The 15,966-nt window shown below is 74.7% G+C and carries 10 protein-coding genes and 2 pseudogenes; 3 read left to right on the plus strand and 9 right to left on the minus strand.

From position 1 onward, the window contains the following. Nucleotides 1-113: 113 nt before the first annotated feature. The 3 genes from ACFYX4_RS38580 (at nucleotide 114) to ACFYX4_RS38590 (ending at nucleotide 3,418) form a co-directional block, all read left to right on the plus strand. Nucleotides 114-1,061 (plus strand): carbohydrate ABC transporter permease, encoded by a 948-nt coding sequence (locus tag ACFYX4_RS38580; protein ID WP_389344196.1) that lies wholly within the window; start codon nucleotides 114-116, stop codon nucleotides 1,059-1,061. After that, nucleotides 1,058-1,891 carry a carbohydrate ABC transporter permease gene (locus ACFYX4_RS38585; RefSeq protein WP_389344178.1) on the plus strand — a complete coding sequence of 278 codons (834 nt, stop codon included), beginning with the start codon at nucleotides 1,058-1,060 and terminating at the stop codon, nucleotides 1,889-1,891. The genes ACFYX4_RS38580 and ACFYX4_RS38585 overlap by 4 nt, the downstream gene beginning before the upstream one ends. Before the next feature lie 93 nt (nucleotides 1,892-1,984). Further along, nucleotides 1,985-3,418, plus strand: a complete 1,434-nt coding sequence (locus ACFYX4_RS38590; protein ID WP_389344180.1) for a cytochrome P450 — start codon at nucleotides 1,985-1,987, stop codon at nucleotides 3,416-3,418. A 63-nt stretch (nucleotides 3,419-3,481) separates the two neighbouring features. On the opposite strand, the gene ACFYX4_RS38595 is transcribed toward ACFYX4_RS38590, so the two are convergent. The 9 genes and pseudogenes from ACFYX4_RS38595 to ACFYX4_RS38635 form a co-directional block, all read right to left on the minus strand. Beyond that, a complete protein-coding gene (locus ACFYX4_RS38595; RefSeq protein WP_389344182.1) occupies nucleotides 3,482-3,796 on the minus strand; it encodes a hypothetical protein in 315 nt (104 codons plus the stop codon). Between the two features lie 158 nt (nucleotides 3,797-3,954). Continuing rightward, on the minus strand, nucleotides 3,955-4,857 hold the full coding sequence (locus ACFYX4_RS38600; protein ID WP_389344184.1) for an amidohydrolase: 903 nt from the start codon (nucleotides 4,855-4,857) through the stop codon (nucleotides 3,955-3,957). A 183-nt stretch (nucleotides 4,858-5,040) separates the two neighbouring features. Then, nucleotides 5,041-5,443, minus strand: a pseudogene (locus tag ACFYX4_RS38605) (GtrA family protein); the annotation flags it as partial. Nucleotides 5,444-6,071: 628 nt separating this feature from the next. Continuing rightward, the gene (locus ACFYX4_RS38610) at nucleotides 6,072-7,364 is read right to left on the minus strand and encodes a VWA-like domain-containing protein (RefSeq protein WP_389344186.1); all 1,293 of its coding nucleotides are present in this window, start codon (nucleotides 7,362-7,364) and stop codon (nucleotides 6,072-6,074) included. Next, the gene (locus ACFYX4_RS38615) at nucleotides 7,361-8,569 is read right to left on the minus strand and encodes an AAA family ATPase (RefSeq protein WP_389344198.1); all 1,209 of its coding nucleotides are present in this window, start codon (nucleotides 8,567-8,569) and stop codon (nucleotides 7,361-7,363) included. Before ACFYX4_RS38615 ends, ACFYX4_RS38610 begins: the two co-directional genes overlap by 4 nt. Nucleotides 8,570-8,787: 218 nt before the next feature. Beyond that, nucleotides 8,788-10,269, minus strand: a complete 1,482-nt coding sequence (locus ACFYX4_RS38620; RefSeq protein ID WP_389344188.1) for a hypothetical protein — start codon at nucleotides 10,267-10,269, stop codon at nucleotides 8,788-8,790. Nucleotides 10,270-10,384: 115 nt separating this feature from the next. After that, nucleotides 10,385-10,930, minus strand: a complete 546-nt coding sequence (locus tag ACFYX4_RS38625; protein WP_389344190.1) for a DinB family protein — start codon at nucleotides 10,928-10,930, stop codon at nucleotides 10,385-10,387. 75 nt (nucleotides 10,931-11,005) lie between these two features. Beyond that, nucleotides 11,006-12,898: a hypothetical protein gene (locus ACFYX4_RS38630; RefSeq protein ID WP_389344192.1), complete on the minus strand. Its 1,893-nt coding sequence runs from the start codon at nucleotides 12,896-12,898 to the stop codon at nucleotides 11,006-11,008. Next, nucleotides 12,895-15,768 (minus strand): annotated as a pseudogene (locus ACFYX4_RS38635) (DUF5682 family protein); the annotation flags it as partial. The gene ACFYX4_RS38630 and the pseudogene ACFYX4_RS38635, both read right to left, overlap by 4 nt. Nucleotides 15,769-15,966 lie beyond the last annotated feature (198 nt).

Raw genomic sequence — 15,966 nt, forward strand, 5'->3', positions numbered from 1 at the left:
GCGGCGGCCCGGGCCACCCCCGCGGCGGTCCGGGCCACCCCCGCGGCGGTCCGGGCCACCCCCGCGGCGGTCCGGGCCACCCCCGCGGCGGTCCGGGCCGGCACCGCCGCCGGATTCGTCCGGTGTCGTCGACCGCCCGGTACGGGACAGGGCGCGGCCCCCGGGGGAAAGTCGTCCGCTACTGGCCGCAGTACCTCGCCGTCTCCCCGTACTACCTGATCTTCTCCGTCTTCATGCTCTTCCCGGTGATCTACACCGTGTACCTCGCGTTCCAGCGGTGGGACGGCGTCGGGGACATGCAGTTCGTCGGGTTCCAGCAGTTCCGCTTCCTGTGGGACGACCCGGTGTTCTGGCTGTCCGTGCGCAACACCCTCGTCATCTGGGTGCTGTCCACCGTGCCGATGCTGTTCCTCGCACTGGTGCTCGCCGTGCTGGTGAACTCCACCAAACGGTTCACGGCGTTCTACCGGATCGCCCTGTTCATCCCCAGCATCACTTCACTGGTAGCGATCGCGATCTTCTTCGGCGCGGTCTTCAGCAACAACTTCGGCCTGATCAACGCCATTCTGCGGGCGATACACCTGTCGGCCGTGCCCTGGATGAGCAACGAGTGGACGATCAAGCTGGTCATCGCGGCGCTCATGACGTGGCAATGGACCGGCTACAACGCCATCATCTACCTCGCCGGCCTCCAGGCGATCCCCTCGGAGATCTACGAGGCCGCCAGGATGGACGGAGCGGGCCCGGTCCGGATGCTCTTCTCCATCACGATCCCGCTGCTGCGGCCGATCATCCTGTTCACCGTGGTGATCTCCACGGTCACCGGACTCCAGAGCTTCACCGAACCCCAGGTGCTCTTCGGCAGCGAGGCGGCCACCAACCCCAACTCCGGCGGACCGGGCCAGGCCGGCCTGACGACCCTGCTGTACTTCTACCACCAGGCCTTCGACAACAACGACTTCGGCTACGCGGCGGCGATCGTCTGGGCCTTCTTCCTGCTGATCCTGCTCATCGTCCTCATCAACTGGCGGATGGTGCAGCGTAAGGAGCGACGGCCATGAACGGCTTGCGGCGCAAACGCCTCCGCGGACTGAGCGTCCACCTCGTCCTGATGCTCGGCGTGGTCGTCTCGGTGTTCCCCTTCTACTGGATCGTCGTCATGGCGACCAACACCTCGCAGGACATCTACAGTTACCCGCCCAAACTGTGGTTCGGCGACAACCTGGCGACCAACCTGCGGCACCTGTTCGAGCGGATGGACTTCTTCGGGTCGCTGTTCAACACCATGATCGTGGCGGTCTGCACGACCCTGCTGGTGCTGTTCTTCGACTCCCTGGCCGCCTTCGCCTTCGCCAAGTACGACTTCCCCGCAAAGAAGTTCCTCTTCGGACTCCTGCTGTCGATGTACCTCCTGCCGACCCAGCTGGCGATCATCCCGCAGTACGAGATCATGGTGCAGCTGGGCTGGCTGGGCACGCTCAAGGCGCTCATCGTGCCGGCCGCCGCCAACGCCTTCGGCATCTTCTGGATGCGGCAGTACACCAGCACCGGAGTCCCCGACGAACTGCTGGACGCCGCCCGCATCGAGGGCGCCGGGTTCTTCCGCCTGTACTGGCACGTGGTGCTGCCCTGCGTCCGCCCCGCGCTCGCGTTCCTCGGCATCTACACCTTCATCGCCGCCTGGAACGACTACATCCTGCCGCTGGTGATGCTGGTCAACCCCGACCGGCTCACCCTCCAGGTGGCGCTGGCCCAGCTGTACGCCGGTCACTCCACCGACTACAGCATGGTGATGTCCGGAGTGCTCCTGTCGGTCATCCCGCTGGTGCTCGTGTTCACCTTCTTCGCGCGCGGCTTCATCGCCGACGCGACCAAAGGAGCCCTGCGCTGAACTACCGGCCCCGCCTGGGGTAGTGTCCCCACCGTTTCCAGCTACCGACCGAACGTGCGTCGGTACGGGGCGTGTCGGAGGGGCGGCGACGGAATGGAATCCCAGGTGGGCGATGGCGGGTCCGTGGACCTGGACGGCACACGGTTGGAGGCGATGACGCCCGAACCCCTGCTGACCCGTGACTACGAGACCCGCCCCACCCTCGTGTACGAGCGGCTCAGGCAACGACACGGCCCGGTCGCGCCGGTCGATCTGCTCGGCGTGCCCGCATGGCTGGTCCTCGGCTACCGCGAGTCGCTCCAGGTCCTCCAGGACGACGACGGCTGGCCGAAGGGGCTCGAGAACTGGCGGGCCCGCACGGAGGGAGAGGTGCCGGCCGACTGGCCGCTCGGCCCCTCCCTGGAGGTCAACCACGTCCTGATCCAGGGCGGCCCCGGCTACCCGGCGCTGCGCACGGCGTGGGACGCGGCCCTCAAGCCGTTCCAGGACCCGCGGCACGCCCAGGCGAAGCGGCTGAAGACGGCCGTCACCGCCTACGCCGACGATCTGATCACCCTCGTCGGACAGGCCGGCGGCACGGGACTCGCCGACCTGTCCGCCCAGTTCTCCCGCCCCCTGCCGTTGATGGTGGCCAGCCATCTGCTCGGCTTCCCCGGTTCGCAGGGCGACGACGCCCTGATGGACATGTGGCGGGTCCTGGACGCCGGCCCGGACGCGGAGCCCGCCCTGGAGCGACTGCTGGCCGCGCTCACCGAACTCGCGGCCGTCAAGCTGGAGAAGCCGGGGGACGACTTCCCCTCCTATCTGCTGGCCGCGCACCCCGAGTTGTCCCTCGACGAACTGGCCCGTGAGCTGTTCATGCTGCTCGGCATGACCTCCGACCACGTCGGGATCCTCATATCCAACACGGTCGTCGAGGTCATCTCGGGCGAGGGCGGCGTGCGCGCCAGCCTCTCCGCGGGGATGGTCAGGGAGTCCATGAACCGGGTGGCCATGCGCAAGCCGCCCCTGGTGAACTTCGTGCCGCGCTTCGCCGCCAAGGACACCCCGCTCGGCAACTACACCGTCCGGGCGGGCGATCCGGTGTGGGTCTCCTCCGCCGCCGCGCACGCCGACCCGCTCTTCGCCGACGGCGTCGCGGCGAGCACGACGGTCAGCACCCGGGCGCATCTGTCCTGGGGCGCCGGCCGCCGCCAGTGCCCGGCACGCGAACTCGCCTCCACGGTCGCGGCGGTCGGGGTGGGCCGCCTGTTCGAGCGGTTCTCCCACCTGGACTTGGCCCTCCCGGTCGACCAACTGCCGTGGCGTTCCTCGCCGTTCATGCGCGGCCTGCGCTCGCTCCCTGTACGGTACGAACTGGCCCCGCAGCCCGTGCGGCCGTCCGCCCACGACCCGGAGTCGGGTGCGGCGGGGGAGCCGGGTGCGGCGGATCCGGACTCCGCCGAGACGGTGGTGCCGGGCCCGGCGGCCCGGCAACGCTCCTCGCTCTGGCGCTACTTGACGGGCCTGATCCGCACGGGCCGCTGACCGGACCGGCCGCTGACCGCGTCGGCGCTGACCCGCATCGGCCGCCGCCCGGGCCCGCGCCGGTCACCGCTTCGGCAGCCACTCGGCCAGCGCGTCGATGAGGCGGTCCACCGCGGGCTCCTCGGCGGAGCGGTCCGTCACGACCGTACGACCGCCGAACCGCAGCGTGTACTGGAACATGTCGGCCGCCCCCCTGTTCACGATGGACGCGGGGGCGTCGGCGAGCGCCGGATCCCCGAGCAGCGTCCGCAGCTCCAGGAACTGTTCCTCGGTGGTCCGGCGCACCACCGACTCGCCCCGGTCGGAGCCCTCCACGGTGCCGTCGCCCCGCAGCACCACCTTCTGATCGACCCCGGCGAAACCCCCGCTGACCGTCATGGTCACCAACACCTGCACCGAAGGCGACCCCGACGGCGGCCCCGCCGACCCCCCTCCCTCACCCGCGAAGGAGCACCCGCCCAGCCCCGACACCCCGGCCGCACACACCACAACGGCCGCCACAACCGCGACCGCCGTACGGCTCGCGTGCACGGTGTTCACTCCTTTCCCGTGAGCAGTCGTCGGGGATTGCTGACGCGGAAGGCGTACGCCGCGGGCCCGCCCAGGCCGAAGCCCGGGTGCTCCGGTGGACTCGCGTACGGCCGGTCCGAGCCCTGGACGACGGCGTTGACGCCCAGGGCGCGCACTGTCGCCTCGACGCCGGTCGGGCCGTACGAGGACGTCTCGACGTACATGTCCGGGTCCACTCCGGCGAGGCTCCCGTCGCCCCGGGCGGCGAAGCGCTCCCCGTGCAGCGGGGCCAGCCCCGCGAGGAGCGCGAAGCAGACCCGCAGCCGTGGATGGCGTGGCCGTCCGAAGGCGCGGAAGGCGAACCAGGCGGCGTGCATCTGGTGGACGTAGGGGACCATCGCGGGCCACCAGCCCGGCCCCTCGGATCCGCCCGCCGCGGGCCCGGGGTGGAGGAACAGGGGGAGGTCGCGTTCTTCGAGCAGGTCGAGCAGCGGGGCGCAGCGCGCGTAACCGGCCGCGTCGGCAAGGGCGTCGGCCGGGAGCTGGAGACCGGCGAAGCCCAGGTCGAGCGCGGCTGCCGCCGCCCCGGCGTCGACGTCCCGGACGCAGGCGGCGGCCCACGCCCCGAACGGTTCCGGCAGTCCCGCCGCGTCCTCGTGGTAGGCGTCGAGGAGGGGTCGTGCCTGGTCGGCGGGGAGCCACTCGACGCCGAGCGGGGAGGACAGCGACACGAGGGCCCGGCCGAGTCCGTCGCCGGCGGCGAGGTCCGCGCGCCGGACGACGTCGTGGTCGGCGGGAGGGACCCGGTAGGGCGCTTCACCGGCGAGGTGCAGGGTCCAGCCGTCCAGGAAGGGCGGCTCCTCGCGGGCCCGCAGTGCCGCCACGAAGGATCTGCCCCACAGATGCTGGTGTACGTCGACGCTGGTCAAGACGCTCCTCCCGCCATGGCGCACCGTGCGCTGTGGACGTCGTCAAGAACCAGGATGTCCCGCCCGACCGCCCCCGCGTCCACCCCACGGGGAAGACGGAGGGGAAGACAGTGGGGGAGACGGCGGGGGAGACGGTGGCGGAGACGGCGGGGAAGACGGCGGGCCGGGGGGCGGCCTCGGCGGTGAAGACGTACAGGCGCAGGACCAGGAAGCGGGCCGTGCCGGCCAGGGCGGACGCGCCGAGGTACACCGTCTGTTGGGCGAGCAGACCGGGGGACGGCTGGACGGTGTGCAGGACGGCCGTCGCGGCGCAGGTCACCAGGTAGGCGGCCGTGGCCGAGCCGGCCGACTGGAGGTGCTCGCGGCGGCCGGGGCGGCGGCCGGTGCCGAAGGTGAAGAGGGCGTGCAGCTCGGTGCACAGGAGGGTCGAGGCGACCGTGATCACCGCGTTCGCCAGGGCGAACGGCATCACCGTGGCCAGCAGCGGCACGGCCGCGCCGGAGAGCAGCCCGATCCCGCCGCCGCAGACCACGAACCGCACGAACGACGAGAGCGGCCCCGGCTTCGGCCGACGCGACTCTTCCATGGTGGTTTCCTTCCGGCGGGGCTCTGGCCTCTGGCGGATCCAGGGGATCCGGGCCGAGCTTCACCGGAGCTTCAACCCGGCTTTCTGGCGGCCGAGTTGAACGATGCCGTGATCTGTCCGCGGGCACGAGGGAGCGGGCCACCGGACCGGGGGTGGGGCTGGCTCCACCCCCGACGGTGGGGCGAGCCCCGGTGATCACCCTTGCGTGCGCCGCCCGCGCGATCCTTCCCGCCCGCGCCACCTGCCGCGCTGGGCTCCTCAGCGCTCGTGCACCACCCGCCCGTCGCACACCGTCAGCTCCACCTGAGCCTCCGTGATCGCATGTGGATCCAGATCGAGCAGAGGTCGGTCCAGGCTCCCAGGGAAGGCGGACCGCCAGGGCGGCGGGCGTCCGGCTGTGCCGAACAGGAAAGACCTCGGCGCGCCCGCCCGCCATCCGTGCAAATACCGACCCGCGGCCCCGGCCCGGTACGTCACCGGCCCTCGCCCCTCGGGTCACAGAACGGCGAAACGCCTTGTCCGGGGCTCCACCCGCCCCTATCGTTGGGGCCCAAACAACCTGCGCGGTCACGGAGCCTTCGGGAGGCCCCCGGCCGATCACCCGCCGCCCGTGCCGACGCCCGGCCGATCACCCGCCGATCTCCACCACCCGCGCCCACGCCGGCGGCCGGTCCGGGACGTAGTCGGGATCGTCCTCGTCCCATGACCCGGCCGACAGCGGCCGGGGGAACAGGCCCACCACCGTCCGGCACGGCGGTTGCGCTTTCGGCCAGGGGGTCTGCCCGTCGGTCAGCGCCACGATGACGTCCGGGCGGGGCCGCACCCGCAACGCCCTGGCGAACCCCGTGCGCAGATCCGTGCCGCCGCCGCCCACCAGCGGAATCCCCTCGCCCCGGCACAGCGGGTGCACCATCCGCGCCGACGCGTCGCACGGCAGTACGGAGACCAGGTCGCGACGGCCGCCCACGGCACGGGAGATCGCGGCGACCTCCAGCAGCGCGCTGCCCAGCTCGGAGTCGCTGACCGACCCCGAGGTGTCGATGATCACCGAGACATGGGGCGGTCTGCGCCGCAGGCTCGGCAGGACCGCGCCGGGCACGGCGGCGGAACGGCGCGACGGCCGGCCGTAGGAGTAGTCCTCGCCCGCACCCGGCGCGGACGCCGCCGAGCGGACGGCCGCGCCCAGCAACTCCCGCCACGGCTGCGGCGGATGGAACGCCTCCTCGGCCCACCGCCGCCACCCCTCCGGCGTCTTGCCGGGGCGGCCCGCGATGCCCTGCGCCACCCGGAAGCGGACGGCGTCCCGCTGCTGCTCGCTGAGACCGTGCGCCCCGTCCGGACCCAGCTCCCACCCCCGCTCGCGTCCGTCCGCGCCGCTGCCGCAGTCCAGCCAGGCGAGGTCCTGAAGATGCGGCCCGAGCCGGAACTGACGCAGGTAGTCCTCCATCAGCTGCCCGCGCGCCAGACCGAGGGACTCGGGCCGGGCGGCGCCCTCGGGCCGGAGCAGCCCGTCGCCGAACACGTCGTCGTTGATCTCGAAGTCCGCGGCGATGTTCATCCGCAGACGATCGCCCGGGGAGGTCAGCCCGCGTTGCCGCGCGACCCGGTCGCTGCGCCCGTGATGGTCGCGCAGCAGGTGCGACACCTCGTGCACCCACACCCCGGCCAGCTCCTCCACGGGCATGCGGTCCACGAACGCCGGCGAGACATAGCACCGCCAGTACCGGTCGACGGCCATCGTGGGCACCTGCCGCGACTCCACCGCGTGCAGGGCGAACAGCGCCGTCGCGAGGTACGGCCGCACCCGGGCGGCGTGCAGTCGGGCGGCGAAGAGCTTGTCGAGGTCGAGCGCTCCCGGTGGCTCCGAGCCGGCGCCTGCTCGTGCCCTCGGGCTCACCGGGTCCCGCGTCTCCGTGCTCATCGGCCGGCCTTCGCGGCTGCCGCGGCGCGGGTCGTCGTGCGGGTGGCCGCCTCGTCCGCCCGCCGGGACATGGTCACCACCCCGGCGAGCCGTTCGATCGACTCGGGGACGTTCCAGTCGCCCTGGCGCAGGGAGGCCAGCGTGGTCGCGGGGACGACGACCAGGTCCGGGGCCCCCGTCTCCACCGCCCGTACGAGCAGCGCCCACGCCGCGTCCCAGCGGGACTCGTCCGGGCGCTTGCGGACGGCGTCCACCACACCGTCGAGCGCGGCCTGCCGCAGATCGCCCCGCTCGGGCAGCTCGGCGTTCGCCGGGTCGGCGAGCAGCGTCTCGGGGTCGGGCAGGTCCATCCGGTCCAGGCTCGCCAGCAGTTCCAGCCCCGGCCCGTCGCCCACGGCTCCCCTCGCCAGCAGGGAGAGGACCTCCCGGGAGGAACCGGCCGCGGTGGCGAAGGCGACCAGGGTCATGACCATCTCCCAGCTGCGCGGCGACGGCCAGGCGCCGCCTCGCCGGGTCTCGCTGTCGGGCAGCCGGTGCACCAGGGTCGGGCGGGCGGTCAGGAGCCCGCACACCGCGCGCCGCGCGAAGTCCACGGCGTCCGGCAGCTTCCCGGGGTCGAGCCGGGGCAGGGTCGCCCGGGGCCAGGTCCCGCCGAGCCCGCGCACCACGACGTCGGGGTCGTGGGCCCACCGCACATGGACGAACCGGTTGGCCAGCGGCGGGCTCAGCTCCCAGCCGTCGGCAGCCGAGGAGCGCGGGTTGGCGGCGGCCACGATCCTCACCCCGGGCGGCAGCCGCAGGGAGCCGATCCGGCGTTCGAGCACCAGCCGCAGCAGGGCGGCCTGGACGGCGGGCGGCGCGGTGGACAGCTCGTCCAGGAACAGCAGCCCCCGCCCGGCGCGCACGAGCCGTACGGCCCAGTCCGGCGGGGCCATGGGGACGCCCTGCTCCGCGGGGTCGTCCCCGACGACGGGCAGCCCCGAGAAGTCGGACGGCTCGTGCACGCTCGCGATCACCGTGGTCAACGGCAGGTCCAGGGACGCGGCGAGCTGGGTGAGGGCGGCGGTCTTGCCGATGCCCGGCTCACCCCAGAGCAGGACCGGCAGGTCGGCCGCCACGGCGAGCGTGAGCGCTTCGAGCTGGTCGTCGGGACGCGGTTCGGTGGCGGAGTCGCGCAGAAGCCCCAACAGTGCGTCGGCGACCATGAGTTGGGAGGCCTCGGAGGAGGGCGAGGGCGTGGCGGCGGAGGGCGGGGCGGCGGAGGACGTGGGGTCGGAGGGCGTGGGGTCGGAGGGGACGTCGACGGGCCGGGCGGCCGGCACGGCGAGCGGGGTGTGTGCGGGCATGGCGAGCGGGGCGCGTGTGGGCATACGTGATCACCTTCGGGTTCGTGGCTGGTGGTGTGGGACGGCGAGACGCCGGGTCAGTAGAAGAGGCCGGAGCGACGGTTTGCCCGGCCATGACGTGAACGACCGCTGCCTGAAGAGCCGTTGGCACGGCGATCGCCGCGGTCCCCCTTGCGGGAGCGGGAAGGCCCGGGATCCGACAGGCCCGCCCGGTACAGCCCGTAGGTGATCCGCCGCTGCGCGGCGGCCTCCAACTCGTCCCGCAGCGGGCCGCCGCGCAGCACCGCGTCGGGACCGAGCAGGCCCTCGACGACGGCCAGCGCACCGGCGATGTCACCGTGGTCGAGCCGTTCGCGGACGCCGGTGAGACAGTCCGGGCGGCGGTGCGCCTCGTTGATGGCCTGGAGACAGGGGAGCGGGGTGCCGGTCAGCGCGACCAGCAACTCCTCCCGCCGGAGCTCGTCGGGGCCGTGATCCAGCGGGGCGAGCATCCCGTCGACGAGGCCGATCCGGTGCGCGGCACCCCGGCAGTCCACGAGACGCGGTTCTCCCGCCCGGTCCGGTGACCGGCGCGACCCGGGCGGCGGACCGTACCCCGGCGCCAGTGCCGAGGCGACGAGCGGATGCAGTCGGCCGGGTTCGATCGCCCCGGTGCGCAGCAGCTCCAGATCGGGCGGCTCCCAGGTCGCCGCGTCGGGCAGGACCGGCAGCCGGGAGTCGACAGTGCCCTTGCCGGTGGCCGCGACCCGCAGGACGGGAGGCTCGACACCGTCCGCGACCAGCTCGAGGAGCAGCCGCTGCCGCGCCCCGAACCGCACCACGACGGACCCGGTGCCACTGGGCCGCCCCTCGGCGCGGAGCAGGATCCCCGCCTCGTCGGCCCACCGGCCGACGGCGCGGCGAGACCCCTGCGGGAGGTCGGGGAGATCCAGTGGCTCCGGTGGCGCACCGGCGTCGACGAGCGGCGGGTCCGCACCCGCGCCCGAGCGGTCCCGCAGCTCGTCCGTCCTGCGCGCGTCCCACAGGTGGCGATGCAGGTCGAGGCGGTACCGCCGGTGCGGACGGGGACGCGGATGGCGGCCGACGCCGACCGTGTGGCCGGCCCCGTCCCACAGCGCGAGGCTGATCCGCTGACCGGCGTCCGCCCAGGCCGGCGGGGTGCGCGCCACGAGGTGCAACGGGCCCGCCCGGCCGCGCCCCGCCCTGTCCCGCCCGGCGGCCTCGTCGTCGGTGTCGACGTCGTACCGGGCCAGGGTGAGCGTCAGGCCGGGGCGCAGGAGCCCGTCGGGAGCGATCCTCGGCATGTGCCAGCGCAGCAGGTCGGGTGCGAGGTGCCGCAGGTCGGCGCGGAGCCGGGCGGCGGTCTCCCGGCCGTGCGTGCGGGCCACGGAACGCCATTGCAGATCGATGTCGACGCCCGCGGCGGCGCAGGCGCCCGCCCAGTCCCCGACATGACGTCGGGCGGTCGCGGTTTCGATCATGGAGGGCGGCACGGCGAACTCGCGCACGCGCAGCCAGAAACTGAGGCGGGGATCCCCGTTCGCGGTCTGAGTGAGCATCAGCACTCACCTTGCGCGGACGAGACCCCCGATCTGCTGACAGAGTGAATGGTCATCGCGGGGGAGCCTAGCGCCCGCCGGTTCGCCCTGTCAGCCGATTTACGCCCGGGTGTTCTCAGCCCATGCTCTTCGCGCCGTCCAGGGCCTCCCGGATGATGTCGGCGTGGCCGGCGTGCTGGGAGGTCTCGGCGATGATGTGCAGCAGCACGCGGCGGGCGGACCACTCGGCGCCGGGCTCGAACCAGGGGGCGGTCGGCAGCGGGTGAGCCGCGTCCAGGTCCGGGAGCGCGGCGACCAGCTCGTCCGTACGACGGGCCACCTCGTCGTACTCCTTCAGCACGCCGGCCAGCGTCTCGTCCGGCAGCATCCGGAACTCGTCGGCGCGCCGGGCCCAGTCGGCCTCGGTCATGTCGTCGGAGTTTCCCATCGCCGACGGGCCCTCCAGGATGAAGTCCACCCACTTCCGCTCGACCGAGGACACGTGCTTGACGAGGCCGCCGAGACACAGCTCGCTGACGGTGGTCTGCCGCCCGGCCTGCTCGTCGGTGAGGTCTCGGGTCGTCAGGCGCAGGAAGTCCCGGTGCCGGGTCAGGGACGCCAGCAGGTCGGCGCGCTCGCCGGTGGTGGTGTGGGGGGCGTCGAGGGGCTGAGTCGCGTTCATCGTCGTCTCCGGCTTCCGTCGGTGGTGTTCCGTGGACAAGCACCACATTAGGAGCCGTGTAGGTCAGATCGTGTCCTATACGACGACGGCACCGGGACTGCTCCACGCCCCCGCGCACAGCGCCCGCTCCACCTCCCGCGTGTAGACGGCGGAGGCGAGCCAGGCGCGCGCGAAGCGGTCCGTGTCCGCCGGGAGCAGCCGGCCGAACGCGTCGCGCGAGCGGTCCGCTGCGGCGGCGTGCAGCTCGTCGAGGAGGTCGCCCGCCGTGGCGAGGCCGAGACGGCGCAGCCGGCCGCTGTCGCCGCCCGCGCCGCTGCCGGGGAAGGCCAGCACCCGGCGTCCGCCGGAGACCGTCTGGTGCACGCGGCGGCGCAGGAGGTGCAGGGGCGCCTCGTCCACGACGGGCACCGGGACCGCCGGAAACGCTGGGACTGCTGGGACCGTGGGGGTCGTCGGGGTCCTCGGGGTCGTCGGGGCGGGGTCGGTCGGCGTGGGCAGGTCCGCGTGCTGGAGGCGGTCCAGGCCGAGGTCCACCCGGGCGGCCGGATCGGCGGGGTGCTCGGCGGCGAGCAGCAGGGCGCGAGGGAGCGGTCCCGGAGCCAGCCGGGCGACGATCCGCAGCCGGCCGCCCCGGGCGGCGGAGAGGAGGCGCAGGTTGTCGCGGTGGGGCAGGGCCGGGTCGTCGTGGGCCGCGGCCAGCCGCAGCGTGAGCCCCTCGCAGACGGCCAGCACGCAGTCGCCCGTCGCCTCCCGGACCGTGCCCGTGACGGTCACGTCGAGGAACAGCAGATCGTGACCCCCGTGAGCGCCTCGCCCGCCCTGCCCGCCCCGTCCGCCGCTGAGGGCGCGGGCGATCTGCTCGGCGACGGGAACCTTCCACAGCCGGGCCGTCGGCCCGTCGTGCCAGGACGCGCCCGACGCACGGACCGCCCGCACCCCCGCCCCCGCGCCGAGCCGGCCTGTCGGGGAGACGGTCGCGCCGGACACGGCGAGGCCCGCCCGCGACAGCTCACGGTGCGTCAGGGCGGTGTCGCCGATCCGTACGGCCCGGTCCGCGGCGCCGGTCGCCCGTCCGGGACCGCCCGGCGCCACGTCGGACACCGTGTACAGGCGGCCGTCGGCGTCAGCCGTCCAGGTCACCGCGCCCGCGTACCCGGTCGCCGTGAGGACGGCCTCGGAGAACAGCCCGTACAGGCGCAGCGAGCCGTCCGGGCGGTACGGCTGCCGCGCGGTGCCGCGCAGTTCGGCCAGGTCCGCCCCGGTGGCCGCCGGCAGCCGGTGGGCGACGGCCAGGACGTCCCGCACCGCGTCCGCCAGGTCGGCGAGCCGGTAGGCGGGGTCGGCGGAGCGGGCCGCGCGCACCCCGGTGACCACGGCGACCGCCGCGGCGGAGGCCCGGGGGAGTCCCGCGAGGCGCGCGGAGTGCGCGGCGCGCAGCAGCTCTGCCTGGACGACGGCGCCGGCGCCGTCCGTACCGGCGTCGAGCACGGCGGCAGCCGCGTCGAACACGGCGCGGGCGGCGGTGTGTTGGGCGGGCGTGACGGTCTCGGGCCCCGGAGTGCCGCCGCCGTCCCGGGGTGTGCCGCCGTCGTCCTGGGGTGTGCCGCCCTTCTCCCGCGTCGGGTCCGCCGCGTACTGCGGGGCGTCCGCCTCGTCGTCGGGGGCCGCGGCCGGACCGTCCTCCGCCACCGGAGCCGCCGAGGCCGCGGCGGCGCGGTGCAGACAGTCCGGGGCGAGCAGGCACCCGCAGCGGACGGCGTCCGCGCCGGTCACCGTCCCGCCCGGCGCGTGCAGGGTGAGATCGGTGTCGTCGTCGACCGCGATCCGTACGGTGTCGCCCTCGCGGACGACCGGACGCGCCGCGAGCTTGGCGACGCCGGCGTCCAGCCGCTTGCGCAGCCGCGGCGACAGCGCCCCGACGAGATCGGCGGTGACGGACGGGGCGACCGGAGGCAGGTCCGGGTTCATTGGATCTTCTCCCCTACCCAGCGGGCGAGTTCGAGCGGGCTGAGGGCGGCGACGGGCATGCCCGCGGCGACGAGCCGGCCCGCGACGCCCGTCGAGTAGCGCGGGCGGCCCGTGTCGTCGAGGCTCGCGCAGCCCAGGACATGACAGCCCGACCCGACCAACGCGCGCACCTCGGCCAGCAGTCCGCCCAGCGGATAGCCCTCCTCGAAGTCGCTGACGACCACGACGAGGGTCCGCGAGGGAACGGTGACCAGCTCGCGCGCGTGCCGCAGCCCCGCCGCGATGTGCGTGCCGCCGCCCACGCTGACCTCGAGGAGCAGCGACAGCGGGTCGCCGACGTGCCCGGTGAGATCGATGACCTCCGTGGAGAACGCCAGGAAGTGCGTGGACAGGGTCGGCACCCCGGCCAGCACGGAGGCCGTCAGCGCGGCCCACACCGTGGACGCCTCCATGGACCCCGACACGTCCGTGACCAGGATCAGCCGCCAGTCGGCGGACCGCTTGGCACGCGTGCGGAAGACCGGGTGCTCGGGGATCACCTGGACCGTGCCGTCCGGGCCGCGGCGGGCGTTGACCAGGTTCGCCCGCAGGGTGCGGGGCAGGTCCAGGCCGCCGCCGGGCCGTCGGCTGGGGCGCGGCAGGGCCGTGCCGTGCAGGGCGGGGCGCAGCCGGGTGGCCAGCTGCCGGGTCAGCGCGTCCACCAGTCGTCGTACGAGCGGACGCAGCGCGGCCAGCCGGGCCTCGGGCAGTCCGCCCGCGTGCCGCAGCACCGTCCGCAGCAGGTCCACGGAGGGGCGCGCGCTGTCCGCGTCCAGCTCGGTGAGCACGTCCTTGCGGCCCGACTCGGCCGCCGCCGCCAGCACCTCCTCCCGGATGCCCGGACCGAACAGCGCGGCCAGCTCCTCCGACCACTCCCGCACCCCGGGATACGACGCCTCCCGGCCCCCGCCGAGGCCGGAGCCGGTCAGGTCCCCCCGGCTGCCCTCGCCGCGCCCGCTGCCGTACAACTCGTCCAGCGCGGTCGCCAACGAGGCTGCGGCAGGCGGCAGTTGGTCACTGCAACGGCCGAGGACGAGCCGCCAGCGGTCGGCGGGGGCGAGGAGACGCTCGGCGACCGGGGCGGCGGCGACGTCGGTGCCGGTCCCGGGAGAAACCTGTGTATCCGCCCCGCTCGCCTCCGCGCCCGCCCTGCTTACCTCCGCGCCCGGCCTGCTCACGTCCGTGCTCGCCCCGGTCGCGCGCCCCGCGGCCATCCCACCCGGCCCCGGCAACAGCCCCACCGCGCGCAGGCTTTCGCGGGCCGCGAGGTCCGCCCGTGTCCACGCGGCCAGCGCCGCCGGGTCGACCCCCTCCGTGTCGGTCACACGCGTGCCGCCGAGGCGTTCCTCGACGGCCCCGAGGAGCCGGTCGCGGGCCGCCGGGCTCAGCGTGTCGAAACCGCCCCGCAGGGCGGGGAGCCGGTCGAGGAAGTCCCGGTCCGCCAGCTCCGCGACCCGGTCGAGCAGGGGCTCCAGCGCGGGCACGGCCGACTCCAGCAGCGGGCCCGCGGCGGTCAGCAGCCCGGTGAGGCGGGCGGTCAGCGCGGAGCGCGCGTCGGGGTCGACGGCCCCGTCGACCCAGGAGGCCACCCGGTCGCCGAAGACCCAGGCGTCCTCGTGCCCGAGGAGCACGCGGACGGCCCCCGCCGCGCCGCGCATCAACGGGGAGCCGTCGGCGGCCAGCCGGGCGAGGGCGTCCGTGAGCCGGATGCCGCCCAACCGGTCGGCCGGCTGGGCCAGTTCGAGCAGGGCGTGGGCGTCGGCCGGATCCTCGGAGCCGGTCAGGCCGTCCAACTGCCGTACCGCGGCGGCGGTCAGCAGCTCGGCCGCGCCGGACACCCGGACCGTGCGCGCCTCGTCGAGGTCGAGCCCGGCGATGTGACCGGCCCGCAGCCGGTCCAGCAGGGCCAGTCCGGCGAGGATTTCGGGCAGGGTACCGGCCGGGGGCAGTACGTCGGCGACGTCGTCGAGGCGTTCGTCCGTGAGCGCGGTCAGTGCGCACTCCGCCGCCCCCGCGAGCCCTTCCAGCGCCTGCGCGGCCGTCGGCCCGCCCTCGTCCCGCTCCGCGCGCCGCCGCTCGCGCAGCACGCCCTCGGCGGCCTGCGCCGGGGTCACCCCGCGCACCCCGGCCGCCATCAGCATCGCGGCCGTCGCGGGCGTCCAGCGCACCTCCCAACGCGAGGTGAGCGCCTCCGCGCCGCCCGCGCCGACGACCTCCCTGACCTCCCCGTACGGCACCCCGCACACCGTCAGCCGGCGCAGCAGCAGCTCGCGGCGGCGGTCGAGGTCGGACCGCAGCGGGTCCAGGCGCAGATCACGCGCCTTCCCCGGGCCGCTCTCCGCCGGACCGGGCAGCCCCAGCGCCGCCGCCTCGCTCTCGACAGCCGGGGCGAGACCGCTGCGGGGAGCGCCCGGCGCGGGCCGCCCGGTGCGGCTGCCGACGAGGACCCGCTCCATGGCCCGCGCCACGGCCCGCCCCCGCCCGTACGGCTCACCCTGCGTGAGGACCGTCTGCACCGCCTCGACCAGCTCGCCCCGGCCCGCGGCGGGCAGTCCGCGCAGCCGGGCGAGGTCGGAGGCGAGCCGGGTGATCTCCCGGGCGTCGGCGGGGCCCGACGGGTGCCCGAGCCCGCGCAGCTCCGCGCACACCCGGACGGCCGCCCGCGTCAGCGCCTCCTCCAGCGCCGCCGGATCGCCGGCCGCGCGCAGCACCATGTCCTGCCACTCCGGGTCCCGGATGCCCGCGGGGTAGCCGGAGCGCTCATCGAGGAGGGGGTAGGCGTAGGGGATGAGCGACGTCGTCCACGCCGGACGACTCCCGGCACCGGCCGCCTCGCCCACGTCCCCTCGCGCCGAGTCCCCTCGCGCCGAGTCCCCTCGCGCCGAGTCGCCTCGCGCCGAGTCGCCTCGCGCCGAGTCGCCTCGCGCCGAGTCGCCTCGCGCCGAGTCGCCTCGCGCCGAGTCGCCTCGCGCCGAGTCGCCTCGCGCCGAGTCGCCTCGCGCCGAGTCGCCTCGCGCCGAGTCCCCTCG

Source organism: Streptomyces sp. NPDC002328, from assembly GCF_042890065.1.
Classification (GTDB): domain Bacteria; phylum Actinomycetota; class Actinomycetes; order Streptomycetales; family Streptomycetaceae; genus Streptomyces.